At 71.0% G+C, this 25,259-nt stretch carries 24 protein-coding genes; 6 read left to right on the plus strand and 18 right to left on the minus strand.

What is annotated here, in order from left to right; genetic code table 11:
* The coding region (locus AB0B89_RS15680) for a PH domain-containing protein (protein WP_358552775.1) at nt 1-533 on the plus strand (533 nt) is incomplete at its 5' end.
* 129 nt (nt 534-662) lie between these two features.
* A complete protein-coding gene (locus AB0B89_RS15685; RefSeq protein ID WP_358552777.1) occupies nt 663-2,333 on the plus strand; it encodes an ATP-dependent DNA helicase RecQ in 1,671 nt (556 codons plus the stop codon).
* Here AB0B89_RS15685 and AB0B89_RS15690 read toward each other — a convergent pair.
* The 7 genes from AB0B89_RS15690 to AB0B89_RS15720 form a co-directional block, all read right to left on the minus strand.
* Nucleotides 2,330-2,998 (minus strand): response regulator, encoded by a 669-nt coding sequence (locus AB0B89_RS15690; RefSeq protein WP_358552779.1) that lies wholly within the window; start codon nt 2,996-2,998, stop codon nt 2,330-2,332. The genes AB0B89_RS15685 and AB0B89_RS15690 overlap by 4 nt on opposite strands.
* Complete coding sequence (locus AB0B89_RS15695) at nt 2,995-5,547, minus strand: sensor histidine kinase KdpD (protein WP_358552781.1); 2,553 nt, start codon at nt 5,545-5,547, stop codon at nt 2,995-2,997. The genes AB0B89_RS15690 and AB0B89_RS15695 overlap by 4 nt, the downstream gene beginning before the upstream one ends.
* A 68-nt stretch (nt 5,548-5,615) precedes the next feature.
* A complete protein-coding gene (locus AB0B89_RS15700) occupies nt 5,616-6,359 on the minus strand; it encodes a phosphatase PAP2 family protein (protein WP_358552783.1) in 744 nt (247 codons plus the stop codon).
* The gene (locus AB0B89_RS15705) at nt 6,343-7,263 is read right to left on the minus strand and encodes a phosphatase PAP2 family protein (protein WP_358552785.1); all 921 of its coding nucleotides are present in this window, start codon (nt 7,261-7,263) and stop codon (nt 6,343-6,345) included. Before AB0B89_RS15705 ends, AB0B89_RS15700 begins: the two co-directional genes overlap by 17 nt.
* A complete protein-coding gene (locus AB0B89_RS15710; RefSeq protein WP_358552787.1) occupies nt 7,263-8,279 on the minus strand; it encodes a YihY/virulence factor BrkB family protein in 1,017 nt (338 codons plus the stop codon). Before AB0B89_RS15710 ends, AB0B89_RS15705 begins: the two co-directional genes overlap by 1 nt.
* 3 nt (nt 8,280-8,282) lie before the next feature.
* The gene (locus AB0B89_RS15715; RefSeq protein ID WP_358552789.1) at nt 8,283-9,176 is read right to left on the minus strand and encodes a diacylglycerol kinase family protein; all 894 of its coding nucleotides are present in this window, start codon (nt 9,174-9,176) and stop codon (nt 8,283-8,285) included.
* Between the two features lie 59 nt (nt 9,177-9,235).
* The gene (locus tag AB0B89_RS15720; protein WP_358552791.1) at nt 9,236-9,973 is read right to left on the minus strand and encodes a PP2C family serine/threonine-protein phosphatase; all 738 of its coding nucleotides are present in this window, start codon (nt 9,971-9,973) and stop codon (nt 9,236-9,238) included.
* Nucleotides 9,974-10,098: 125 nt separating this feature from the next.
* Between AB0B89_RS15720 and AB0B89_RS15725 the strand changes: the two genes are divergently transcribed.
* On the plus strand, nt 10,099-12,045 hold the full coding sequence (locus AB0B89_RS15725) for an N-6 DNA methylase (protein WP_358552793.1): 1,947 nt from the start codon (nt 10,099-10,101) through the stop codon (nt 12,043-12,045).
* 38 nt (nt 12,046-12,083) lie between these two features.
* Nucleotides 12,084-12,977 (plus strand): serine/threonine-protein kinase, encoded by an 894-nt coding sequence (locus AB0B89_RS15730; protein ID WP_358552795.1) that lies wholly within the window; start codon nt 12,084-12,086, stop codon nt 12,975-12,977.
* Between the two features lie 14 nt (nt 12,978-12,991).
* Here the strand turns inward: AB0B89_RS15730 and AB0B89_RS15735 are convergent, their stop codons facing one another.
* The 5 genes from AB0B89_RS15735 to AB0B89_RS15755 all read right to left on the minus strand — a co-directional run bounded on the left by AB0B89_RS15735 (nt 12,992) and on the right by AB0B89_RS15755 (nt 18,476).
* Nucleotides 12,992-13,459 carry a MarR family transcriptional regulator gene (locus tag AB0B89_RS15735; protein ID WP_358552797.1) on the minus strand — a complete coding sequence of 156 codons (468 nt, stop codon included), beginning with the start codon at nt 13,457-13,459 and terminating at the stop codon, nt 12,992-12,994.
* 98 nt (nt 13,460-13,557) lie between these two features.
* Complete coding sequence (locus tag AB0B89_RS15740) at nt 13,558-15,159, minus strand: D-aminoacylase (protein ID WP_358552799.1); 1,602 nt, start codon at nt 15,157-15,159, stop codon at nt 13,558-13,560.
* Between the two features lie 30 nt (nt 15,160-15,189).
* Nucleotides 15,190-16,320 carry a globin domain-containing protein gene (locus AB0B89_RS15745; protein WP_358552801.1) on the minus strand — a complete coding sequence of 377 codons (1,131 nt, stop codon included), beginning with the start codon at nt 16,318-16,320 and terminating at the stop codon, nt 15,190-15,192.
* A 4-nt stretch (nt 16,321-16,324) separates the two neighbouring features.
* On the minus strand, nt 16,325-16,987 hold the full coding sequence (locus AB0B89_RS15750; RefSeq protein WP_358552803.1) for a pyridoxamine 5'-phosphate oxidase family protein: 663 nt from the start codon (nt 16,985-16,987) through the stop codon (nt 16,325-16,327).
* 229 nt (nt 16,988-17,216) lie between these two features.
* Nucleotides 17,217-18,476 carry an alanine racemase gene (locus AB0B89_RS15755; protein WP_358552805.1) on the minus strand — a complete coding sequence of 420 codons (1,260 nt, stop codon included), beginning with the start codon at nt 18,474-18,476 and terminating at the stop codon, nt 17,217-17,219.
* A gap of 204 nt (nt 18,477-18,680) precedes the next feature.
* Here AB0B89_RS15755 and AB0B89_RS15760 point away from each other — a divergent pair, with 204 nt between their 5' ends.
* A complete protein-coding gene (locus AB0B89_RS15760) occupies nt 18,681-19,082 on the plus strand; it encodes a RidA family protein (protein WP_358552807.1) in 402 nt (133 codons plus the stop codon).
* 34 nt (nt 19,083-19,116) lie between these two features.
* On the opposite strand, the gene AB0B89_RS15765 is transcribed toward AB0B89_RS15760, so the two are convergent.
* Both AB0B89_RS15765 and AB0B89_RS15770 read right to left on the minus strand, forming a co-directional pair.
* Nucleotides 19,117-19,782, minus strand: a complete 666-nt coding sequence (locus AB0B89_RS15765; protein WP_358552809.1) for a TrkA family potassium uptake protein — start codon at nt 19,780-19,782, stop codon at nt 19,117-19,119.
* The gene (locus tag AB0B89_RS15770) at nt 19,775-21,145 is read right to left on the minus strand and encodes a potassium transporter TrkG (RefSeq protein WP_358552811.1); all 1,371 of its coding nucleotides are present in this window, start codon (nt 21,143-21,145) and stop codon (nt 19,775-19,777) included. Before AB0B89_RS15770 ends, AB0B89_RS15765 begins: the two co-directional genes overlap by 8 nt.
* 337 nt (nt 21,146-21,482) lie before the next feature.
* On the opposite strand from AB0B89_RS15770, the gene AB0B89_RS15775 reads away from it, so the two are divergent.
* Nucleotides 21,483-22,358 (plus strand): alpha/beta hydrolase, encoded by an 876-nt coding sequence (locus tag AB0B89_RS15775; protein ID WP_358552813.1) that lies wholly within the window; start codon nt 21,483-21,485, stop codon nt 22,356-22,358.
* Between the two features lie 946 nt (nt 22,359-23,304).
* Here the strand turns inward: AB0B89_RS15775 and AB0B89_RS15780 are convergent.
* The 4 genes from AB0B89_RS15780 to AB0B89_RS15795 all read right to left on the minus strand — a co-directional run bounded on the left by AB0B89_RS15780 (nt 23,305) and on the right by AB0B89_RS15795 (nt 25,217).
* The gene (locus AB0B89_RS15780; protein WP_358552815.1) at nt 23,305-23,580 is read right to left on the minus strand and encodes a hypothetical protein; all 276 of its coding nucleotides are present in this window, start codon (nt 23,578-23,580) and stop codon (nt 23,305-23,307) included.
* A 36-nt stretch (nt 23,581-23,616) separates the two neighbouring features.
* Nucleotides 23,617-24,156 (minus strand): hypothetical protein, encoded by a 540-nt coding sequence (locus AB0B89_RS15785; protein ID WP_358552817.1) that lies wholly within the window; start codon nt 24,154-24,156, stop codon nt 23,617-23,619.
* Entirely contained in the window at nt 24,153-24,401 is a 249-nt protein-coding gene (locus AB0B89_RS15790; protein WP_358552819.1) for a hypothetical protein, read from the minus strand. The genes AB0B89_RS15785 and AB0B89_RS15790 overlap by 4 nt, the downstream gene beginning before the upstream one ends.
* A gap of 387 nt (nt 24,402-24,788) precedes the next feature.
* Complete coding sequence (locus AB0B89_RS15795) at nt 24,789-25,217, minus strand: ATP-binding protein (protein ID WP_358552821.1); 429 nt, start codon at nt 25,215-25,217, stop codon at nt 24,789-24,791.
* Between the last annotated feature and the right edge of the window lie 42 nt (nt 25,218-25,259).

The raw sequence follows: 25,259 nt of genomic DNA on the forward strand, positions 1-25,259 counted from the left end.
CGCCGCGCGCCGAGGCCCAGGCCGTGGCCTCCCGCGTGCTCGGCACCGCGGGCCCGCTCGCGGCGGAGCTCACTCCCCACGGCCCGGCGGCCCTGCGCCGCCGCTTCACCCGCGCCCTCGCCTTCTGCGGAAGCGTCACGGCCGTACTCCTGGCCCTGTGGTACTGGAAGGGGCTGCCCGCCTGGACCTGGCAGGCGGCGATCGTCGTGACGGTGGCGGCCATCCCCCTGGCGGCCGACCGCTACCGGAGCCTCGGCCACACGACCGCCGAGGGCCACCTCGTCACGCGATGGGGCTCGGTCGTACGGCGGCACGTGGCACTGGAACACGAGGGGATCATCGGGTGGAACCTCCGGAGGTCGTTCTTCCAGCGGCGAGCGGGCCTAGTCACCCTCACGGCGACCACCGCGGCGGGCCGCCAGGGGTACGGCGTGTGGGACGTCGAGCTGGCCGAGGCGCTGCGGCTCGCGGACCAGGGGATTCCCGGGCTCCTCACCCCGTTCCTCGTGAACGGAGGCCCGGCGGGCCGTTAGTCTCCCGAGACCAGCGCGTGCGCGTAGTCCCCCAGATCGCGGGCACTGGACCCCCGGCCGCGCGTAACGGCCGCCGACCGGCTCCGATGGCACGGGGAACCGGCGGGGAAGCGGGAGGGAACGAGCCTCATGGGTCTGGCTAGAAGGTTCGGCGACCGGTTCGGACGCAAGGGCCGGCGGCTGCGCACGGTGGCCAGGGACGCGTTCGGGTGGAAAGATCTCCGGCCGGGGCAGCAGGAGGCGATGGAGCACCTGCTGGCCGGGCGTGACGTGCTCGTCGTCATGCCGACCGGCAGCGGCAAGTCGGCGGTCTACCAGATCCCGGCCCTGCTCCTCGACGGCCCGACGGTCGTGGTGTCACCGCTGATCGCCCTGCAGCGCGACCAGGTGGCCGGGCTCGCCGAGGCGAACGCCGGGGGCGCCGTCGCGGTGAACTCCGCGCAGTCCGACGGCACCAGCGACGCGTCGTTCGACCAGCTTCGCGCGGGCACCGCCGAGTTCATCTTCCTGTCCCCCGAGCAGCTCGCGAAGCCCGAGGTCGTCGACCGGCTGCGGGCGGCGCGGCCGTCGCTGATCGCCATCGACGAGGCCCACTGCGTCTCGGCGTGGGGCCACGACTTCCGGCCCGACTACCTGCGGCTGGGGCAGGCCATCGAACGGCTCGGCCATCCTCCTGTGGTGGCGCTGACCGCCACCGCCGCTCCCCTGGTCCGCGACGACATCCTCACCTCCCTCGGGCTGCCGGACGCGCGGCAGGTCGTACGGGGGTTCGACCGGCCCAACATCGACCTCGCGGTCCGCCGGTTCGTCCACAAGGACGCCAAGCGCCGCGCGCTGATCGAGGACGCCGCCTCCCGCCCGGGTCTCGGCCTGGTGTACGTGGCCACGCGCCGCGCCGCCGACGAGTACGCGGGCGCGCTGCGGGACACGGGCCGCCGGGCGGCGGCCTACCACGCGGGGATGAAAGCGGCCGACCGTCACCGGGTCCACGAGCTGTTCCGCGACGACGAGCTGGACGTGGTCGTCGCCACCTCGGCGTTCGGCATGGGCATCGACAAGCCGAACGTCCGGTACGTCCTGCACTCCGACCCGCCCGAGTCCCTGGACTCGTACTACCAGGAGATCGGCCGCGCGGGACGCGACCAGGAGCCCGCCTCGGCCGTCCTGTTCTACCGGCCAGAGGACCTCGGCATCCGCAGGTTCTTCGCCGGGGGCCGCGTGGACGAGGAGCTGCTGAAGCGCGTGGCGACGCTCGTCCGCGAGCACGGCGGGACCGTCCCCGCTCCCGAGCTGAGAGACCTGCTGGACGTGGGGCCCTCCAAGCTGACGGGCGTGGTCAACCTGCTGGAGCGGGTCGGAGCCGTCACCGTCACCGAGAGCGGCGATCTGCGCTCGGTCGCCGGCGGGCCCTCGCCCGACCGCGCCGCCGCCGAGGCCGCCGGGCTGGACGACACCCGGCGCCGGGTGGACGAGTCGCGGATCGAGATGATGCGCGGCTACGCCGAGACGACCGGCTGCCGGCGACGGGCGCTGCTGGAGTACTTCGGCGAGCCGTATGAGCGGGCCTGCGGGAACTGCGACACCTGCCGATCGGGCGCGACGGACCCCGCCGCCCCGGCCGAGCAGGTGGGCGAGGGTCCCTTCCCGATGCACGCCAAGGTCAGGCACAGCGCGTGGGGACCCGGGGTGGTCATGAGCCGGGAGCCCGACCGCGTCACGGTGCTGTTCGAGGACGTGGGCTACAAGACGCTCTCCCTGGAAGCCGTCGAACGCGACAACCTCCTCGTGCTCGCGAGCTAGGGCTGGAAGCGGTAGCCCATGCCCGGTTCGGTCAGGAGGTGGCGGGGGTGGGCGGGGTCGGTTTCGAGCTTGCGGCGGAGCTGGACCATGTACTGCCGCAGGTAGTGGGTCTCCTTGACGTAGCCACCTCCCCAGACCTCGGTGAGCAGGCGGCGCTGGCTGATCAGCTTGCCGGGGTTGCGGAGCAGGATCGACAGCAGGTGCCACTCGGTCGGCGTGAGCCGTACCCCGCCGGAGACGGTCATGCCGACCAGGTCGACGACGTGCTCCCCGATGGGGATCTCGGCCAGCTCCTCCTCGTGGGTGGCCGCGCGCCTGGTCACGGCCCGGATCCTGGCAAGGAGCTCGTCGATGCCGAAGGGCTTGGTGACGTAGTCGTCGGCCCCGGCGTCGAGGGCGTCCACCTTGTCGGCGCTGCCCGCCCGGCCCGACAGGACGATGATCGGGACGGTGGTCCAGCCCCGCAGGCCGTGGATGACCTCCACGCCGTCGATGTCGGGCAGCCCGAGGTCGAGCACGACCAGGTCAGGATGCCATCCGGCGGCGTGCCTGAGCGCGGTGCTCCCGTCGCGGGCCACCTCGACGTCGTAGTGCCGCGCGACGAGGTTGATGCGCAACGCCCGCAGCAGCTGCGGTTCGTCGTCGACAACGAGGATCTTGGTCATACGGAGCCCGCTCTGGAGGAGATGGGAAGGGTGAGGATCATGGTGAGGCCGCCTCCGGGGGTCTCCTCCGGTACGAGGCTGCCGCCCATGGCCTCGGTGAGGCCTCGGGCGAGCGCCAGGCCGAGACCGACCCCGGAGTGGTTGTCGCGGTCGCCGAGGCGCTGGAACGGCAGGAAGACCTGGTCGTGCTGGGAGACGGGGATGCCGGGCCCCCGGTCGACGATGCGGACCTCGACATTCTCCCCGTACGCGCTTGCCGTGACCAGCACCTTCTCTCCCGGGGGACTGTATCTGACCGCGTTGGCGATGAGGTTGACCAGCACGCGCTCCAGCAGCGCCGGGTCGGCGACGACCTCGGGGAGCTCGTCGGAGATCTCGTCGAGGACCCGCTCGCGGAGGGGCCCGAGGTCGTCGAGCGCGCGGGGCATGACGTCCTCCACTCCTAGCGGCCCGGAAGCCACCCCGAGGACCCCGGCCTGCAGGCGGCTCATGTCGAGCAGGTTCGCGACCAGGCGGTCGAGCTTGACCAGCGACTCGTCGGCCGTGGCCAGGAGCTCACGGTAGTCCTCCCGGCTCCACGTCATGTCACCCCGGAGGCTGTCCACCGCGGCCTTGGCCGAGGCGAGCGGGGTGCGCAGGTCGTGGCTGACGGCGGCGAGCAGGGCCGTACGCATCTTGTCGGCCTCCTCCAGCGGGCGCGCCCGCTCGGCCTCCTCGGCGAGGCGCTCCTGGCGGAGCGCGACGGCCGCCTCGGCCGCGAACGCCTCGACCACCCGGCGGTCGGACGCGTCAAGCAGCCGCCCGCACAGCGCCATGACGAGGTCGTCGTCGATCACCACGTCGGTGTCCCCTTCCGCGGGGCAGCCGGACGGGCCGGCCCCCGCCGTCGCGGCGACGCGCCAGGCACGCGGATCGGACCGGTCGCCGGGGGTCGGCTCGACCTCGGGCCGCCGCTCCAGCAGGGTGACGGCCGTCAGCCCGAAGGTCTCCCGCAGCCGGGCGAGCAGTGAGGGAAGGGCCGCGTCGCCGCGCAGGACGTGCCCGGCGAGGGTGGACAGCACCTCGGCGTCGGCTCCCGCCCGCGCCGCCTCCCGGGTACGGCGCGCCGCGACGTCGACCACGGCGCTGACCATGACCGCCACCAGCACGTAGACGGTGAGGGCCAGGAGGTTCTCGGCCCGGGCGACGGTCAGCGTGTGGACCGGCGGGGTGAAGAAGAAGTTGAGCAGCCCGAACCCGACCACCGCCGCCGTGACGGCCGGCCACATGCCGCCCACCAGCGCCACCGAGACGACCATGAGCAGGAACAGAAGGATCTCGGTCGGCAGCGTGACGCGGGGGCGGACCTCGTAGAGCAGCGCCGTCAGAGCGGGCAGCCCGGCCAGCGTGAGCGCCCACCCGGCGACGCGCCGCCGTCGCGTGAGCACCGCCGCGGGCCGCGACGGGCGGGGCCGGCCCCCGCCGGCCACCTCGTGGCTGATCATGTGGACGTCGATCGACCCGGACATCGCCGTCGTGGTCACCCCGACCCCGCGGGAGAACAGATGGGCGAACCGCCCCCTGCGTGAGGCCCCGAGGACGAGCTGGGTGGCGTTCACGCCCCTGGCGAAGTCGAGCAGCGCGCGGGGGACGTCGTCACCGACGACCTGGTGGTAACTGCCCCCCAGGCTCTCGACCAGGGCGCGCTGGCGCGCGAGGTACGCGGGATCGGCCCCCGTCAGCCCTTCGGACCTGGTGACGTGCACGCCCATCAGGTCGGCGGCGCGGTTCCTGTCGGCGATCCTGGCCGCCCTGCGGATGAGCGTCTCGCCCTCGGGACCTCCGGTGAGCGCCACCACCACCCGCTCCCTGGTCTCCCAGGTGCCGGCGATGCCGTGATCCGCGCGGTAGCGGTCGAGCTGGTCCTCGACCTTGCCGGCGACCCACAGCAGGGCCAGCTCCCGCAGGGCGGTCAGGTTCCCCACGCGGAAGTAGTTCGACAGCGCCGCGTCGATCTTCTCGGGGCCGTAGACGTTGCCGTGGGCCATGCGGCGGCGCAGTGCCTCCGGGGCCATGTCGACCAGCTCGACCTGGTCGGCCCGCCGCACGACCTCGTCCGGGATCGTCTCGCGCTGGGGCACCCCCGTGATCGCCTGGACCACGTCGTTCACCGACTCCAGGTGCTGGATGTTGACCGTGGTGATCACGTCGATGCCCGCGTGGAGGATGTCCTCCACGTCCTGCCAGCGCTTGACGTTCCGCGAGCCGGGCACGTTGGTGTGCGCGATCTCGTCGATCAGGACGACCTTCGGCCTCCGGCCGATCACCGCGTCGGTGTCGAGCTCGGTGAAGACCGTCCCCCGGTACACAAGCGTGCGCCGGGGGACGGCCTCCAGCCCTTGGAGCAGTTCGGCGGTGTGCGCGCGGCCATGGGTCTCCACCAGGCCGACGACGACGTCCGTACCCCGTCCGGCCCGGCGGTGCGCCTCCGCGAGCATGGCGAAGGTCTTCCCCACACCGGGCGCCGCGCCCAGATAGACCCGCAGCCGGCCCCTGTCGGGTTCCCCCATGAGTCCCAGGCTACGACCCCCGCGCGTGCTCCCTTGATCAGGGCGGCACGCGCGGGCGGACGGCGCGCCTACGCGGCGGCCGTACGGGGCTCGCGCGCCGCCTCCGTGCCCGATCCCCTGCCCGGGATGAGCGGGGTGCCGAGGAGCGCGTGCCCCACGACGGCGAGGCAGACGAAGCCGAGGACCAGGCCCCAGCTCACGTCGGTCAGGTGGTGCATGCCCCGGTAGAGGCGGGAGACGCCGACGATCAGCGGGGCCGCGATGCCGAGCACCCACCACAGCGCCTTGAGAGCGGTGTGGCGATGGGTGTGCAGGGCCAGCACGAGCGCCATCCCGCAGTAGAAGCCGACGGCGGCGCTGGTGTGCCCGGAGGGGAAGCTGGACGTGGGCGGCGCGGGGTCGAGGTGGTGGACCGTCGGCCGCGGGCGCTGGATGAAGACCGTGGCCAGCAGGAACACCGCCGACTGCGTCCAGACCGACAGGATGATGAAGATCGACTCACGCCACCGCTTGAAGACCAGCCGGAACGCGATCGCCGCGACCGCGGTCAGCACGATGATCACCGGCGTGTCCGAGAGCATCGAGCCGAAGTGCGTGAGCGTGTTGAACAGGGGGGTGCGGTCCTCCGCGAGCCCCTGGTTCACCGCCACCTCGCCCGCGACCTCGGCGTGCAGCGGCTTGATGATCAGCCATCCGACGCCGAGCGTGACCGCGGCGAGTAACACGAGGGGAAGCAGGATGAGTCGCAGCACCCACGCGACGGTCTCCGACGCCCGCGTGCCGCTCGCCGTCACCCTAGTGTCCGTGACCATACGCACTTCCCTTCGGGGAGATATCTTCCTTGGCCTCCGGCTCGACACCCTCGCGGTGCGGCTCGGAGGGGCGGCGTCCCATTTCGCGACGCCAGGTCTCGAAAGCGGCCGTCGTCGCCGCGACGACCGCGATGCCGAACACGACGCCCGCCACCACGTCGCTGACCCAGTGCACGCCGAGGGCGACCCGCGTGTAGGCGACGCCGACGACGATCACCGCGCCCACGATCCACGCGGCCATCCTCTGGCGGCGGCTGAGAAGGGGCAGGATCAACAGGATCAGCACCCCGACGCCGAGCGTCACGTTCACCGCGTGCCCGGAGGGGAACGACGAGCCTGGCGCCAGGTCGACCGGGTTGGGCAGGTGGGGCCTGGCACGGGCCACGAGCGCCTTGAGCCCGAGCCCGAGCAGCCCGCCCACCGTGATGGTCGTGACCGCCCAGGCCGCGAGCCGGGGGGCGCGCCGGTAGACGAGCCAGACCGCCGCCACCCCGACCAGCACCCGCCAGGTCCCCGGGCCGAAGACGTCGGTCCACAGCCGCAGGAAGCTCACCCAGGCCGGATGCTCCAGAGCGTAGGCGTGCAGCGTGTTCGCCGCGCCCTCGTCCAGCCGGTTCAACGGCCCGAACGAGGTCTCCACCAGGACAAGCAGCAGCGTGAACGGGATCAGCACGAGGATCACCGCGACCGACGCGAGCGTCATCCGCAGGCCGAGCCGCCTGTCCGGGTCGAACCGCTGGCCGAGCCACCCGCCCTTGCCGCTCCCGCCGGACCACGCCCCGCGCGTCCCCGGCCCCGCCTTGTTCTCCGGTGTCTCCTCCACGTTCTCCGGTGTTTGCTCCACGAACGACATTCCCTTCCCGTGCTGGTCCCGCTTCCCCCAGCGGTCCCCGAACGTGCTCATCACTGCCCGCATCCCCCGGCGTCAGGCTCCGCGCGTCCCTCCGTCGTCGTGGCGCCGCTGCCCGCGGGACCGGGGTCGGTCTTGATCGGACCGCCCGCGCCGCCCCGGCACGCCTCAAGCTGCGCCGCGAAGGCCAGGCCGAGGAACAGCGCTATGGAGCTCAGCAGCGACCACAGCATCAGCGCCATCACGGCGGTCAGCGGTCCGTACGTCGCGCCGAACGAGCCGCTCTTCTCGATATAGAAGGCCAATGCCCAGGTGAACAGGGTCCAAAGCGCCAGGGCGACGATCGCCCCTGCCGCGAGCCAGGTGTGCCCGGGCTGCTTGCGCCGGGGCGCCGCGCGGAACAGCACGGAGGCCGAAAGCACGGCGAGCAGGAAGCCCACCGGCCACCGCAGCACCGTCCACGCCATGGTCGCGGTGTCGCCCCAGTCGTACACCCGGGCCATCGCCTGTCCGATGGCCTTGCCGCCCACCATGATCACGAAGCCGAGGGTCATCATGGACCCGGCCGTGAGGGCCATCAGCACGGCCTTGGTGTACTTGTGACGGAACGGGCTGTCGCGCTCCACGCCGTAGATGCGGTTGGCGCCGCGCTCGATCTGGGCCATGGCGGTCGTCAGCCCGACCACGGCCGTGGCCAGGCCGAACCACAGGGCGATGGCGCCGCCGTCACCCGCGTGACGCTCGCTCACCGCGAGGGCGTCCTTGATGACCTTCTCGCCGGAGCCCGCGGCGAACCGGCGGATGATCAACTGCATGACCTGCCCGAGCTCCTCCTGGTGGAGCACCGAGCTGAGCCCGACGGCGGCGATGGCGCCGGGGATGATCGCGAGGCAGATCTGGAAGGCCAGGGCCCGCGAGTGGCTGAAGCCGTCGCCGTACCTGAACCTGACGAACGAGTCGCGCACGAGGTGCCACCCGCCGTACCGGCGCAGCGTCACCCACGCGTCGTCGGCGCTGAGCTCCTCGCCGCTCATCGACCGGGTCTGCGGGACCGTGGTGGCCGTACCCATGGGTCAGCCCTCCGTTCCGCGGGGCGTCCGCAGCAGCAGTGCCTTGGGGCTGGTCTCGATCGACATGCTGGTGCCGTAGCCGATGGGGTCGCCGTCGCACTCGTGCAGGACGGCCGGGTCGAGGTCGATCTTGATCCGGGCGGCGGTGTACCGCTCCGCCCGCCGGTCGTAGCGCTGCGACCGCGTCAGGACATGGCCCACCACGCGCAGCCAGTCCATCGGGGTGCGCGGGGCGAGAATGAGGATGTCCAGGTGCCCGTCGTCAGGCTCGGCGTCGGGCAGCAGGCGCAGGCCGCCCTGGAGCTGGCCGACGTTCCCGATCAGGACCATCATCGCCCGCCGGCGCAGCGTCGTACGCCCGTCCAGGCAGAGCGTGACGTGGAACGGCCGGTCGCGCAGATGCTTGACCAGCCCGCCCACGTAGGCGAGCCAGCCGATCTTGGCCTTGGCGCCGTCGCTCGTGCTGTGCGCCATGGAGGCGTCCAGGCCGATGCCGGCCATGACGACGAACGGACGGCCGTCGATCGCGCCGACGTCGATCGCCCGCGTCTCGCCCTCCACCCCGGTGCGGACGGCGTCCGCCAGCGTGCCGGGGAGCTTGAGGTTGCGGGCCAGCAGGTTGCCGGTGCCGGCGCACAGGATGGCCAGCGGCACCCCGGTGCCCATCAGGCCCTCGACACACGCGCGCACGGTGCCGTCGCCGCCCGAGGCGAAGACCAGCTCGGCCCCGTCGTCCACGGCCTTCCTGGCCATGCCGACGCCGGGGTCCTCGGCCGTCGTCTCGATCCACAGCGGCTCGTCCCAGCCGTGACGCGCCAGCTCGGCCGTCACCTCGGCGCGGTGGCGGCCCATATCGGACACCTTGGTCGGGTTCACAATCACGGCAGCTTGGGGCACGGCAGTGCTAGCTACCCGGATCGCGAAGGTTTGAACGACCCTTTGTCAGACGCCGGAGCTCAGGTGCCGGTCAGCACCTCGGCCACGACGCAGGTGATGTTGTCGGGACCCCCGCCCTCTTTGGCGAGATCGATGAGCCGCTGGGCGGCCTCGCCCAGATCGGTCATCGCGGTCAGCGTCTCGTGCAGCGCCTGCGGCCCGACCACGCCGCTCAGCCCGTCGGAGCAGATCAGGTAGCGGTCGCCCGCCCGGGCCTCGCGCAGCGAGAGGTCGGGCTCGACGGACCCGCTCCCGCCGAGCGCCCGCATCAGCAGGGAGCGGCGCGGATGCGCGGCGGCCTGCTCGGGGGTCATCTGCCCGTCGTCCACGAGCGACTGGACCAGGGTGTGGTCGCGCGTGATCTGGTAGAGATAGCCCTCGCGGAGCATGTAAGCACGGGAGTCGCCGATGTGGGCCAGCGCGAACCTCGGGCCCTCCCACAGCATGGCGGTGAGGGTCGTGCCCATGCCGGTGAGCTTGGGGTCGCGCCCGGCCATGTCCTTGAGGCGCCGGTCGGCCTCGCTGATCGTGGTCTCCATCGATCCGAGCAGGTCGGCGCTGGGAGGGTCGCTGTCCAGGGCGGACATCGTGGCGATGACGGTCGCGCTGGCCACCTCGCCGTGGCTGTGCCCGCCCATCCCGTCGGCTACGGCGAGAAGCCGGGGACCGGCGTACACCGAGTCTTCGTTCTGCTGGCGGCGCAGGCCGACGTCGGTGCGAGCCGCGTAACGCAGCGTGAACGACGCGTTGTTCGACATGACCTCAGTAAATCATTGGTTGAAACACTTCACAACCATAGAGTTGGTGGATTGCAGCGGCAGGGTGGACTAATCTGGCCGTGGGGAGCCTGGGTTAGACCCCCGAGCAGGGAGATGCGACGCGAATGGGACACGACGCCATGTTGAACGCAGGCGACATCGCCCGGCTCGCCGACGTCGGGCGCGCGGCGGTGAGCAACTGGCGGCGCCGCTACGACGACTTCCCCCAACCCGTGGGCGGCACGGCCGCGAGCCCGCTGTTCTCCCTCCCCGAGGTCGAGGACTGGCTGCGCCGCAATGGCAAATCCTACGAGATGTCGCTGGGCGACCGCGTCTGGCAGCGGTTACGAGCAGCGGGCGACGACCTGCGGCTCGGCGACCTGGTCGGCTGCGCGGGAGCCTTCCTGCTCTACCTGCGGCGCGAGCCCGACGGCTGGAAGGCGATCGCCCGGAGCCCCGAGCCCGCCAAGCGGCTCCACCAGGCCGCCGCCACGGCGACGGCCGACCTTCCCGTGCCGGTCGACTGGGGCCTGATCGACGCCCGGCTCTACCGCCTGATCGCCGACCTGGCCGCCGAGAACGGGCCGCTCGCCGCCTTCGAGCTGCTCTGCGAGCGCTACGTCGAGGCCCATTCCCGGCGGCTGTCCGTCACGCGGGCCGACATCGCCGAGCAGGTGGCGCGGCTGGCCCGCCTGGAAGCGAGCGCGACCGGCGACACGGGCACCGTCTTCGACCCCGCCTGCGGCGTCGGCGCCCTCCTGCTGCCCTTCGCGGGGGCGCGGGTGCTCGGGCAGGAGAGCGGCGAGACCTCGGCGCTGCTCACGGCCGTACGGTTGCTGCTGCGCGACGCGCGCGCGAAGGTCGTCGCCGGCGACTCGCTCCGGCTCGACGGCTTCCCCGGGCTGCGTGCCGACATCGTCGTCTGCGACCCGCCGTTCAACGAGCGCGCGTGGGGCTACGAGGAGCTGACCGGCGACCCCCGGTGGGAGTACGGCCTGCCGCCGCGCGGGGAGTCGGAGCTCGCCTGGGTGCAGCACTGCCTGGCCCACGCGCGTCCCGGCGGCCTGGTCGCCATCCTCATGCCCGCCGCCGCGGCGAGCCGCCGCCCCGGCAAGCGGATCCGGGGCAACCTGCTGCGGGCAGGCGCGCTGCGCGCGGTGGTCACGCTCTCGGCGGGAGGGCCCGACCTTTGGCTGCTGCGCCGCCCGGAGGCAGGCGAGCGCCCGCCGTCCCTGGTGCTGATGATGGACGCGACCGACAGCCTCTCGACCGTCGAGGCCGCCTGGCGGGCGTTCCAGGCCGATCCCGAGTCCGAGCCGCCCGGCACCGCGCAGGCCGTCCGCATCATCGACCTGCTGGACGACGAGGTCGACCTCAGCCCCGCGCGGCACCGCCCGCTTCGGCCGGAGGAGGATCCCGCCCTCGGGTTCGGCGCGGTCGAGGACCGCTTCCGCGCCGCGGTGGCCGCGCTGCCGGAGGCGCTGCCCGGCATCGCGTCGCTCGCCGAGGCGCGCGACCTGCCGAGCACCACCGTCGGCGAGCTGGTCAGGGCCGGGCTGGTCACGATCCAGCAGGGGCCGCCGAGGATGCCGCCGGACACCGGTGACCTGCCCGTGCTGACCGCCGCCGACCTCGCCACCGGGGGCGGGCCGTCCGGCCGCACCTCCCGCGACCAGGACCTCGTCCTCCTGGAGGCCGGGGACGTCGTCGCCACGAACACCACCGCGGAGACCGCCGCCCGCACCGTCGCCGAGGGCGGCGCGGTGCTCGGACCCCAGCTCCACCTCTACCGGGTCGACCGTGAGCGCATGGACCCCGACTTCCTGGCGGGGTACCTGCGCTACGCCGGCACGTCCGGCGCCACGCGGGCGTATTCGGGCGCGAGCCGTGTCGACGCCCGCCGGGTGCGCATCCCGAGGCTCTCCCTGTCCGAGCAGCAGGCGTACGGCAGGGCCTTCCGCGAGCTGCTCGCCCTGGAGGACCGGCTGCGCGAGACGGCCGCCCTGGGAGAGACGCTCATCCGGCTAGGCTTTGACGGTCTGGTCGGCGGCCGTCTGCGGCCCAACCGTTAAGGGTGTATTTTTCCCCGATAGATCATCAGGAGGGGCGAATGGTCATCGGCGACCGGTACGTGCTCGACGACCTGCCTCTCGGCCAGGGCGGCATGGGCGCCGTCTACGGCGGTCACGACACGCACCTCGATCGCAAGGTGGCCGTGAAGTTCCTCCGGTTCCCCGGCGGGCACGACGAGGAGCTGGAGCAGCGCTTCATGCGCGAGGCCCGCATCCTGGCCAGGCTGGAGCACGCCGGGGCGCCGATCCTCTACGACTTCGGCACCTTCGACCGGCGCCTGTTCCAGGTCATGCAGTTCATCGACGGCGTCACCGTCGCCGACCTGGTGAGCGAGCATGGCCCGCTCCCCGTGCCCTGGGCCGCCGCGATCACCGCCCAGGCGTGCGCGGTCCTGTCCGCCGCCCACGCCCTGTCGATCTGCCACCGCGACCTCAAGCCGACCAACCTGATGCTCTGTCCCGACGGCAGCGTGAAGGTGCTCGACTTCGGGCTGGCGATGCTCAGGGAGGCGGACGTCGTCCAGTTCACCCGCATCGGCCAGATCCTCGGCACTCCGGCGTACATGTCGCCCGAGCAGATCCAGCGCGGGCTGGCGGGGCCGCGCAGCGACCTCTACGCCCTCGGCTGCGTCCTGCACGAGATGCTCACCGGGCGGCAGTTGTTCGCCGGGCCCACCGAGTACGCCGTGTTCGAGAAGCAGGTGAACGAGACGCCCCCCGAGATAACGGGCGTGCCGGAGGAGCTGAACCGGCTGATCGCCGGTCTGCTGGAGAAGAAGCCCGAGGACCGGCCCGCCGACGCGAACACGCTGTACGAGCGCCTCCAGCCCTTCGCGGTCGACCTTCCCATGCTCCCCGGGTTCCTCACCCCGTCGTCGGTCCCGAGCCCCGGCCGCATGTACGCCCGCGTGGTCGGCCGCGTCCTCCCCTGACCCCCGCGACCGGGTCAGCAGCCGTCCGTCGTGTTCAGGTTGGTGAGCACGGCCCCGAAGATGTCGTGCAGTTGGCGCACCTGCTCCGCGGTGAGCCGGTCGAACAGCACGCGGCGCACTTCCTCGACGTGGCCGGGGGCCGCCTCGGCCAGGGCGGCGAACCCCTCGGCGGTGAGCGTGGCCAGGGTCGTGCGGCCGTCGCCGGGGCGCTTCCTCCGGCGCACCCAGCCCTGAGCCTCCAGCTTGGCGACGGCGTGCGAGAGCCGGCTGGCCGACGAGCGCACGAGCTGGGCCAGCTCGGTCATCGTCATCGAGCGCTCGGGCGCCTCCGACAGCATCGCGAGGATCATGTAGTACGTGTGCGGCATCGCGGCGTCACGCTGGAGCTGCCGGTCGAGGGAGTCGTGCAGGAGCCGCGAGGCCCAGAGGAAGGTGCGCCAGGTCCTCTGCTCGTCCTCGTCCAGCCACCGCGTCTCGCTCACACGCCCAGTTTACCGGCTCACTTGAGCGCTCAAATGTGACCACCCGACCGCGACCGACGTACCTCGACCCGATCACCCCATGCCGGCTGAGAGGGACTTCAGCGGGTGCCTTCGGGGGTGTGGCGGAGGGCTCGGCCGGGGAGGGCGCCGGTGGGGTGGCCGTCGGCGATGACGGGGACGCCGCCCACGAAGACGTACGGGATGCCGGTGGGCTGCCTGCGCGGGTCGTCGAAGGTGGCCGCGTCGCCGACCGTGAGCGGGTCGAACAGCACCAGGTCGGCGTGGTACCCGGGCCTGACCAGCCCGCGTCCGACGAGCCTCAGCCGCCTGGCGGCGTTGCCGGTCAGATGGGCGACGCACTCCTCCAGGGTGAGCACGCCCTCGTCCCGCACGTAGTGGCCGAGGTAGCGGGGGAAGGAGCCCCACGCGCGGGGATGCGGCCGCGCGCCGGTGAGCAGGCCGTCGCTTCCGCACGTGTGCGCTGGGTGCCTCATGATGGCCCGCACGTTCTCCTCGTCGCCCACGTGCTGGAGGATCGTGGTGCCGAGCCCGTCGTCGACCAACTGCTCGCGGTACACCTCGAAGGGGGCGCGGCCGGAGTCGGCGGCCAGCGCGGCGATCGTGCGGCCGACGCGGGCGGCGAGGGCGGGCGAGCGGGTGCCGGAGATCTGGATCGTGTCCCAGTCGACGGGCACGCCGTGGCAGCCGTCGGAGCCCTCCTCCTCCATGACGCGCCTGACGCGCTCGGCCGTCGCGGGGTCGCGCAGCCGCGCGAGGGTGTGGTCGGGGCCGCCCTCGGACGCCCAGCCCGGCAGCAGCGCGGCGAGCGTGGTCGAGCCGGGCAGGTAGGGATAGGTGTCCAGGGTGATGTCGCAGCCGCTCGCGAGCGCGGTGTCGAGCAGGCGCAGCAGCTCCCCCGCCCGGCCGGCGTTCACGGCGAAGTTCATCGTCGCGTGGGCGAGGTGCAGCGGGCAGCCCGACGCGCGCGACACCTCCACCATCTCGGCGTACGCCGCGAGCGCGCCCGCGCCGTACGAGCGGTGGTGCGGGGAGTAGTAGCCGCCGAGCCGGGCGACGACCCGGCACAGCTCGACCAGCTCGCCGGTGCCCGCGTACATGCCGGGGGTGTAGGTGAGCCCGCTGGACATGCCGACCGCGCCCTCGGCCATGGCCTGCGCGACCAGCGCCTTCTGCCGCTCCAGCTCGGCCTCGGTGGGGGGCCGCGCGTCCCAGCCCATGGCCAGCATCCGCACCGTGCCCTGCGGCACGAGGTAGCAGGCGTTGACGGCGATGCCCCGGTCGAGCCTCGCGAGGTACTCCCCGACCGACCGCCAGTCCCAGTCGAACCCGCCGGGGTCGCCGTTCCATCCGGCGAGCTGCCTGCGGAGCTGCGCGAGCGTGGTGTCGTCGACGGGCGCGTACGACAGCCCGTCCTGCCCGAGGACCTCGCAGGTGACGCCCTGGCCGACCTTGGCCAGATGGCCGGGGTCCGACAGCAGGGCCAGGTCGGAGTGGGCGTGCATGTCGACGAAGCCGGGTGCGAGCACGAGCCCGTCGGCGTGCAGGATCCGGCCGGGGCCGCCCTTCCCCGGCGGGTCGATCGCGGCGACGCGGCCGCCGCTCACGGTGACGTCCGCGACGTACGCGGGCGCGCCCGTACCGTCGGCCACGGTCGCCCCCCGGACGACCAGCCCGTCCATCACCCGGTCACCTCCCCGCCGATTCTCCCCTCAGGAGTACACCAGAGTGGGCGCCCCCGGCGTGAACTCGGTGTGGATCAGGCGGGAGGGCACGCCGAGGTGCAGCAGGCGGGAGGTCGTCACCTGCACCATGTCGGGCGAGCCGCACACGAAGACGTCCCCGTCCAGGGGGACGCGATGGTTGAGCAGCGCGTCCACGGCGCTCTCCCGCCGCCACTCGTGCGGGTCGTCGGAGATCGCCGTGACGACCCGCAGGCGCCGGTGGTGGGAGCGCAGCGCGCGCAGGTCGGCGAGGTCGTAGGTGTCACCCGCGTAACGGACGCCGTGGAAGAGGTCGATGGTCGGCCGGTCCGGCAGCCACATCGACTCCTCGATGAGCGCCTTGAGCGGCGCGAGGCCGGTGCCTCCCGCGATGAAGACCAGGTGGGGGGTGCTCGCCCGTTCGAGCAGGAGCGAGCCGCGTGGCGGCCCCAGCAGGACGGTGTCGCCGGTACGCGTGTGGTGGGCCAGCGCGGTGCTGACCCATCCCCCGGGCACGACCCGCACGTGGAACGTCAGCCGGTTGTCACGGCGCGGCGCGTTGGCGATGGAGTACGGCCGCCACACCTTGGGCCAGTGGGGCGTCTGCAGGGTGGCGTACTGGCCCGCCTTGAAGGGGTAGGGCTGGTCCGGCTCGACGGTGACCACCGCGATCTCGGGCGTGCGCATCTCGTGCCCCGTCACGATCCCGGTCCACGCGGGTGGCGTGTGCGCGGACTCCTGCTCGGCGGCCTGGATCATCACGTCGGCGATGAACTGGTAGGCGTCGATCCACGCCGAGTCGTAGACGGCCCGCCAGGCGTCCCCGGCGTTGACCCGCATCGCGATGACCAGGCACCGGCCCACGGCGGGGTAGTGCTCGGGCAGGACCCCGTACTTGCGGTGGTCGCGCGCGAGCCGTGCGAGGTGGTCGCCGAGCCCGTCGATGTCCTCCAGGTTGAGCACGACCTGTGTGAGCGCCCGCAGCAGGCGGTCGCGCTGGAGGTCCATGGCCGGAGGGAACATCTCGCGGATGTGGGGGTAGTCCGCGAAGAGCTTCGCGTAGAAGTACATGGTGACCTTGTCGGCCACCGGCTCGACCAGAGCCCAGCTCCGGCGGATCAACTCGATGTCAATGGTCATGGCGTCACTCAGCCGGCCGGCCCGCTTCCTGTCTCTCCCGTTCGCGGGACCGCGTGACGCCGAAGTACTCCTCGCCCGCGGGCCTGCGGCCCTCCGCGTCGCGCCGCCTGCGGTCCTCCCTGGCCAGGAGCGGGATGTGCTTGGAGCAGTGGATGTAGGCCTCCTCGACCTCGACCACGACCCACCGGTCGGCCCGGCGTCCGGGCGCGGTCCGGTCCTCGTCGGCGAGCCCGTGGCGTCGGGCCACGTCGTACGCGGTGGTGATGCTCGCCGCGCCGTTGACGTGCAGCCCCACCAGGTCTTCGAAGAAGTCGACGAACAGCAGGCTGATGTGCGGGTTCTCCATGATGTTGCCCATGCTCGCGAGCACGCCGTTGCCCCGGAACTCCGGGTAGATCAGCCTGCCGGGGTCGAGCACCCGGACGAATCCGGGCGGGCCCGCCCGGAACGAGGTGTCGCAGTTGCCCGCCGCGTCCGAGGTCCCGATGAACGCCATCTCCTGCCGGGCGACGAACTCCTGCATCTCGGGCGTCAGGCGGTCGACCACCTGCCGGTCGTAGAAGCGAAGCGCCCGCTCGCGCGTGGAGAACAGGCTCTGGAGGAGGTGCTCGCCCCTCGACCCGGGGAGTCCTTCGTCCTCCCGGCCGTCGTACGGACCGTGCTCCATCAACGCTCCCATCGCCGCCGCGTTCACCAGTGCCCCAGATACGCGGGCCTCCAGCGAACCCCGTAGATCACCATAAAGACCCCATACGTAACATCAGTCACAATAACGGTCGATCCTCGCCCCCACCTACGACATAGCGAAATATTCCTGACTTCCCGATGTCACGCGAGGCGCCACGCTTCCATGATCCCGGGCACGCGTCAACCGCTCTGGTGGATCACGGCGTCGATCAGAAGAACGTCCGGACGAGGTCGACGACCTCGGGGTCCGGCGCCTCCACGTCGTCGACCACGGGGATCAGCGTCCACTTGTCGAAGGCCGTGCACGGATGCGAGAGGCCGAGGCGGACCACGTCACCGCAGTCGACGACAGAGCCGCCTTCGAGGGCCAGGAAGGTGAGCTGGTCGTTGAGCGCGGTGACCCGGGCCCCGCCGAGGATCGAACCGGTCCGCCCCCGCACGGCCTGCGGCTCGGGCAGCCCCTCGTCGAAGGGAAGGTCGCGCTTGCCCGCGTCGAGCAGCGCGAGCGCCGGCTCCGGCCGCGAAACGACCCGGGCCCAGCCGTGCATCGCCGGACGCAGCGGCACGGGCCCGGCGCCGCGGGAGAACGGGGAGATCGCCCGGTAGAAGCCGTCGTCGTGCACGACGTACGCGCCCGACCGCAGCACCACACGCGCGCCGAGCCCACCGAGGACCTCCACGACCTGGTCGAAGTACGCGCTGCCGCCCGCCGTGACGATCGGCTCGTCCACCTCGTGGTCCAGCCTGCCGTGGAGGGCGGCCATCCGCCTCAGGAAGCCGTCCACCGCGGCCAGGCTCTCTGTGGAGGCGTCGTGGCCGAGCGCGCCCTCGTACCCGGCGACGCCGGCCAGGCGCAGCGTGGGAGCGGCCCGCACCGCGCCGGCGATCGCGACCGCCTCGTCCGCGTCCCTCACGCCCGTACGGCCGCCCGGCGCGCCCAGCTCGACGCACACGTCCACCGGCCGCCCGGCTCCCGCCTGGCGCAGGGCGGCGTCCATGACGGCGACCGAACGGGCGGAGTCCACCCAGCACGAGAACAAGAAGCCGGGGTCCCCGTCGAGCTGGGCGCCGACCCAGGCCAGCCCGGCGGGGTCGAGCAGGCTGCCGGCGAGCATCAGGCGACTCACCCCGAAGGCCCGTGCGACGCGGAGCTGCGGCAGGTTCGCGAGCGTGAGTCCCCAGGCCCCGGCGGCGAGCTGGCGCCGCCACAGGACGGGCGCCATGGTGCTCTTGCCGTGCGGGGCCAGCGAGACGCCCGCCGCGGCGACCCAGGCGGCCATGGTCTCGATGTTGTGGTCGAGGGCGCGGCGTTCGAGGGTGAGCAGCGGCGTCCCGAAGTCCGCGAGCGAGGGCCGCCCGGAGAGGTACTCCCCGACCGTGAGTCCGGAGGCCCGGAGGGGCGCGGCCTTGAACCGCCAGTCGAGCCGCTCCTCGCGCAGTGCGGCGACAGCGGCGGCGTCGATCGGCATCCGACCTCCTGGATTTGCGTGGATTGCGCTAGTTTGTACCCGTGTTACCGGTGCCGGTCAACGCGGCCCGACTCACCGCCGTCCGTGCCCGACCACCGCCGTCCGTACCCGACCCACCGCCGTACGTGCCTGACCGCCGCCGTGCCCGTCCGCCCCGGTAGGCTCGGCCGCCGGGACTGTGGGAAGCCGATCTTCGGAGCCGCCATGAGTGACAAGACCGCCATCCGCACCGAGGGCGCGCCCGCGCCGGTGATCCTCTCCCAGGGCGTCCGCAAGGGCCCGTTCCTGCAGGTCTCCGGCCAGGGCCCGATGGACCTTCGGACGTCGGAGTACCTCCACCCGGGCGACGTGCGCGCCCAGACCCGCAGGACGCTGGAGAACGTCAAGGCCGTTCTCACGGCCGGAGGCGCGACCGTCGAGGACGTGCTGATGTTCCGGGTCTACCTCACCAAGCGCGAGGACTTCGCCCCGATGAACGAGGTGTACGGCGATTTCGTCAGGGAGAACTGCCCCAGCGGGGTCCTGCCGGGCCGCACCACCGTCTTCACCGGCCTGCCCCACGAGGCGATGCTCGTGGAGATCGACGCCCTCGCCCACGTCGGCTGACCGCACGCGAGACCTGGGCTTCGCCAAGCGCCGCTCACGTGAGTTCCGCGAAGCGCTCCACCTTCTCGATGGTCCCCGAGACGATGATGACGTCCCCGTACATCAGGACGGTGTCGGCGGTGGCGTAGGTGAACTCCTGTCCCTGGCTCTTGACGCCCACCACCGTGACGCCGTACTTCTTGCGCAGCTTGCACTCCCCGAGAGCGAGACCCACGAGCTCTTTCGGCGGGCGGGTCTTGACCAGGGCGAAGTTCTCGTCGACCTCGATGTAGTCGAGCATCCGGCCGGTCACCAGATGGGCCACGCGCTCACCCATGTCGTGCTCGGGCTGCACGACGTGCCGGATGCCGATCTGCTCCAGGATCCGGGCGTGCTGGCGGCTGACCGCCTTGGCCCAGATGTTCTCCACCTCCAGCTCGACGAGCAGCGAGGCGGTCAGGATGCTCGCCTCCAGGTCGCCGCCGATGGCCACCACGGCCTGGTAGAAGTCGGGCACGCCGAGCTGCTTCAGCGCCTCCATGTCGGTGGAGTCGGCGACGACGACATGGGTGAGGCTCCCCGCGAGGCTCTGCACCACCTTCGCCCGGTTGTCGATGGCCAGCACCTCGGTGCCCCTGCGTACGAGCTCCAGCGCGAGCGAGGTGCCGAACCGGCCCAGCCCGATGACCACCACAGGACTGTCTCTGCTGTACTCAGCCAACGATGGGTCGCTCCTCCGGCAACTCGTAACGGGTGGTGCGCTCGCGCAGCGCGAGCGCGGAACCGAGGGTGAGCGGGCCCACCCGGCCCACGAACATCAGCAGCAGGATCAGCACGTGCCCCGCGGCGGGCAGATCGGCGGTGATGCCGGTGGACATGCCGGCCGTGCCGAAGGCCGACACCGCTTCGAACAGCACCCTGTCCAGGCTATGCGGCGTCAGGGCGAGCAGCGCGTACGTCGAGACCGCCACCAGGCCCACCCCGAGCAGCGCGATCGCCAGGGCCTGGCGCTGGATGGTCTCGGGGATGCGGCGGTGCCCGACGTTCACCCGCGTCTCGCCGCGCAGCTCGGCCCACAGGACGAAGGCCAGCAGCCCGAACGTGGTCACCTTGATCCCGCCGCCGGTGCTGGCGCTGCCGCCTCCGATGAACATCAGCACGTCGGTGGCCAGCCAGCTTGAGGGGTACATCTGCGTGATGTCGATGCTGTTGAAGCCCGCGCTGCGAGGCATGACGCCGGTGAAGAACGCGGCCAGCAGCTTGGCCGGGTCCGACAGCGGGCCGAGCGTCTTGGGGTTGGACCATTCGGTCACCAGGAACACCAGCGTGCCCAGCACGATCAGCGCGGCCGACACCGCCAGCGTGATCCGCGTGAGCACCGACCACCTGCCGGGCCGCCGCCACGAGCGGAGCAGCTCGAACCACACCGGGAAGCCCAGCCCGCCGATGATGACGGCGACCGCGATGGTGACGCAGATCCAGGGATCGGCGACGAACCTCATCAGGCTGTCAGGCCACAGCGCGAACCCCGAGTTGTTGAACGCCGCGACCGCGTGGAAGGCCCCGAGGTACGCCGCCCTGCCGAGCGGCTCGCCGTACCCGATCACGAAGCGGGCGGTGAGCACGACCGTGATGACGACCTCGGACACCAGGCTGAACAGCACCACCTTGCGCACGACCCTGCGCAGGTCGACCATGCTGAGCGCCTTGGTCTCCGCCTGTGCCAGCAGGCTGGCCCGCAGCCCGAGCCGGCCGGAGACCATCACGGCGAAGAGCGTGGCCAGGGTCATGATGCCGAGGCCGCCCACCTGCACCAGCCCCACGATGACGACCTCACCGAAGACCGACCAGTGCGTACCGGTGTCCACGATCACAAGGCCGGTGACGCACACCGCGGAGGTGGCCGTGAACAACGCCTCCAGCAGGTCGGCCCGCTGGCCGGTCGTCGTGGCCAGGGGCAGGGAGAGCAGCGCCGTGCCGACGAGGGCCACCACGCCGAAGCTCCCCACGATCACCTGCGCCGGGTGCTGGAAGCGGCCCACCAGGGCTGCCGCGAACCCCGGCCCACCGCTCAACTGGGTCATGAGGGCGCCGGCACGCGGGCGCGGCGGAACAAGGGATCGGCGAACGTCAAGATCATGGAGCCCCCCGGCCGGAAGTGTGCGCCGGTGGCCTCTGCCGACCAGACCCGCCAGCGCATCGAAGCACAGTAACAAGCACCTGAAACCCTGACCAACCGCGCGGCAAACCTCCCGCTGAGGCCCCTCGGCCCGTTCGCCCGGTCACTCAGGGACGGGGCCCCTTTCCTTACACGCGATGGACACCGCCGTGCCGTGCCCCGGATGCCTCCGACCGGCTGGGAGCCGTGGATCCGGGAGTCTGTACGCTCACACGGAGCAGGGACCGTGAAAGGGAGTGGACATGGCCACCGAATCCCCTCAGCCGCTGGACATCCCCGTCGATGGAGGCGAGTTGCGTGCGCTCCGATGGGGCACCGGGGACGCCGTCATCCTGGCCGCCCACGGGATCACCAGCTCCGCCGCCTCCTGGCAGGCGGTCGCCGGGCGCCTTCCCGCCGGCTGGTCGCTGATCGCCGTCGACCTGCGCGGCCGGGGCGGGAGCACCGACCTGCCGGGGCCGTTCGGCTTCGACCGCCACAGCGCCGACCTGAACGCCGCCGCCCGCCACATCGGCGCCGAGCAGTACGTCCTGACCGGTCACTCCATGGGCGCGTACGTCGCCCTGCTCGCCGCCGTGCGCAGTCCCGAGCTGTACCGGCGGCTGGTCCTCGTCGACGGCGGGATCCCGCTTCCCGTACCCGAGGGCGTCGACCCCGACGCGGTGATGCAGGCGACGCTCGGCCCCGCGCTGGCCCGGCTCACCCGCACCTTCGCCTCCGTCGAGGAGTACTTCGACTTCTGGCGCCCGCATCCGGCGTTCAAGGACTCCTGGAGCGACGACCTGGAGTTCTATCTGCGGTACGACCTCACCGGCGAGCCGGGTGCCCTGCGTTCACGCGCCCAGGCCTCAGCGGTCCGCGCCGACGGACACGATCTGCTGAGCAGCGGGCAGAAGATCACTGACGCGCTCCGCGCGCTGAAGCTCCCCACCGCCCTCCTCACGGCCCCGAGCGGCATGATGGGCGACCCCCCGCCGTTCCTGCCCCCCGCCCACGTCACCGAGGCCCAGGCCCAGTCCCCCGTCCTCAAAGCCGAGGTCGTCCCCGACACCAACCACAACACCATCCTCTTCAACCCAACATCGGCCCGAACGGTCATCCACCACCTGACCACCTGACCCGTCGGCCCGCGCGATCAGCTCACGTGCCCTGGCGGGCCTTGCGGAGGGGTGCGGGACCCGCAGCACTCCTGTTCGCCAAGCGCGTGCCTCTGCCGGCACGCGACGGGGACCCGATCCACACCTGCAGGTGAGCCTCACTACGGCCCGATCACGACCATCACGCCGCCTGGCGCCATTGCCCGATCGAAGACACGTGAGCCGATAACCAACGAGCGCATTCGAACTTTGGGCCAGCCGCGCCGTCCCTGGTAGAGGGTCGGGCGGTGGGAGCGGTGCGCAATGCCCGTCAGTTGGTGCGGATGGCGCGCTTCGCCGCGCAAGGGTGACCAGGCCGCTACGTTAGGTCCTCAATTTCATCTGCGTGCAAGCCATCGGACGATCAACCAGAGAATCCATGCTTGAACCAAGCCGGCCACCACGAGAACCATGAGGGCGCCGTAAGGACCCACGTCTGGCAAGAAAAGGTCTTGAAGATATGAGAAGGCTGAACTCAACGGCGCGGCAAACAGCAGAATCCAAAGGTACTCCAATCCGCCCCCCCTCCCGGCCAGCGGTATTGTCACCGCGGCTGCTCCAAGAATAAGGAGCACATACAGGAGGGGAATGATTGCCGTCGCCCCGCCCACCTTCCGGCTACCAGTCTTCAGATAGTGCATCAAGGATCTCATGTCCGTGTCGCTTCCTGTACGAGACCAACCTTGGTATGGGGAGTGGGCCGAAGCGGACGTTACCCCTCTTCGGCCCAATCTCAACGGCTTAGAGTCAAGCTACATTGACTTACCGCCCCGGTGGACTACGGACTGGTAGTACGCATACGCCCAAGTCAGCACTCCGGCCTTCTTCGTATCGGATATGCGTTGCAGGTGTAGCTGCGCATAACTGTATAGAAGATCGAATCGACAGATGCCTTTTCAGCCTTGGTCCAGGAATCCGTCCTGCTCAGTTAGATAATTCCGTAGCCGTAGTCGTGCATGTCGCACGCGACACGGAAATCGAAACCACCTGGGAAGCTTCCGCACCTGCCTACTACCGGTACGGTGCAGTTGTCGTTGTTCACGCCGACGACCGCCTTGTTGCCGGGCAACTCGGCGGTGATCCGCGGGCTGCCGTAGGTGCCGTCCCAGTCAGTGTGGATCCCGGCGATCTCCACCGCGAGCGCGGCATCGGCAGCGGCCAGCCACAATCCATTGATGAAGCTAGACCAGGCAATCCAGATCACGCCAGGCCAGAGCGGCGCCTCTTGCCGTATGTGACGCTAGGTGACGATCACCGGCGTGCCGGTGAATTCACGAGGCCGACCTTCACGCGACAGCGAGATCGACCACACATCGCCGTGTCCTGGGCGGCCTCCCGCACGTTCAGCCTCCTTGTCCGCGACGACGACGATCTCGGTCCCCGTCTGGTCGACCTGGAGGACCCGAAGGCCCGGGTACGGGCTCTCCTGCCGGTCGATGTGCGTGGTGTAGCCGTAGGAGGCTAGTGCAGGGGCCAGGATTTCGTAGGGCACGTAAGGGGCGAACGAGCCGTACTTCTCGCGCAGGCGGGTAGGCACCGTGTCACCCTGCTGGCCGGCGAGCCGGTGGACCTGGATACTGATCACACGGCACATCCACCCGTGATCGCGCTCAAATCCGAACTCCACCAGGCCGTAGTCCCGCCGCAGGGTGCCCCGACCGGGGTCGTCCAGGAAATCCGGGCCGAGAACCCGTTCCACCTCCTCGGCTCGTGAACCGATCCTTAGGCCCAGCACAGTGCCAGTCGTGAGCGCCGTTACATAGAAGGCCAGTTCGGTCACTTGATCTTCTCCAAAGCCTTGATAAGGAAGTGCATCTCGGCGGCACGGTTCTTGTTCATGCCCAACTGCCCGCTGTTCATCCGAGCCATAACATCCTTGGCGTTGCGGATGAGGCTGGCGCGCAGCTTGGGATCTGAGCGAACCGCGTCGAGGACCATCCGGAGTTCAACGTCACTCGGGGTGCCGCTGCGCAACCTGATGCCCTTCACGCCGATGCCTCCCTTGCCTTCCGGGAAGATCCGCACCGACCAGCTTTCCCCGACAGGGGATCTTTGGCCAGGATCCGATCGCCTACTTCGATCTCCTCGATCGTACGTCCAGGGACGCTCGATCGTCCCGCCGCCGCATACCAGGTGGGTGCTCGAGCGATCTCGCGTATCCCATGACCACTCTCGTCCAAAGTGGCGATGCGCCGTCGTTCAAGCAGCGACAGGAACCGGGAGCGTGACTCCTCTGCCACCCGCGCGGGAGGGATGCCACCCCGCTTGGCCCGCCACCGATATCCGGTCTTGCGGCCGATGCCTACCCGCAGACACGCCTCCGCCGTCCCGACGCCCGCGCAAAGCGATCAGCGGGCCATATTTACCAGCTTGCCCGCTTCCCAGCGAATCCGTCGGCTCGGTCCGAATGGATTAAATGGGCAATTCACACCATACGATCTTTCCGCCGTCGGGTGGCCACCATGTGCCCCATCCGATGGAAAGCAGGCCGACGAGAAGGAGCCCTCGCCCGCTTTCGTCCTCATCTCCGGGGGCTGCCGGTACGGGCCCGGCGGGATTCCCATCCCATACCTCTATGCGAATGGCGCCGGGCTTGATGGAGAGGCCGACGCGGATGACGTCGGCGTCGCTCTGGGACGGGGTCTCGGCCGACCGCCGCGCCGGAATCGGATTCGCCTTCACGGCATTGCTGACCAGCTCGGACACCACGAGCTCGGCGTCGTCGATTTTAGCGTTATATCCGAATTCGACCAATGTCCGACGTACGTAACGCCGCGCGCTTCCCGCCGCCGTCGGCAGAGGGACCAATACCAGGCATTTCGACCCCATGAGCGTCTGCACGATTTTCCTTTCCACAGGTTCGCCGTAAGGCCAACATCGAGA

The organism is Sphaerisporangium sp. NPDC049002 (assembly GCF_040649355.1).
In the GTDB taxonomy this organism is placed as follows: Bacteria; Actinomycetota; Actinomycetes; order Streptosporangiales; family Streptosporangiaceae; genus Sphaerisporangium.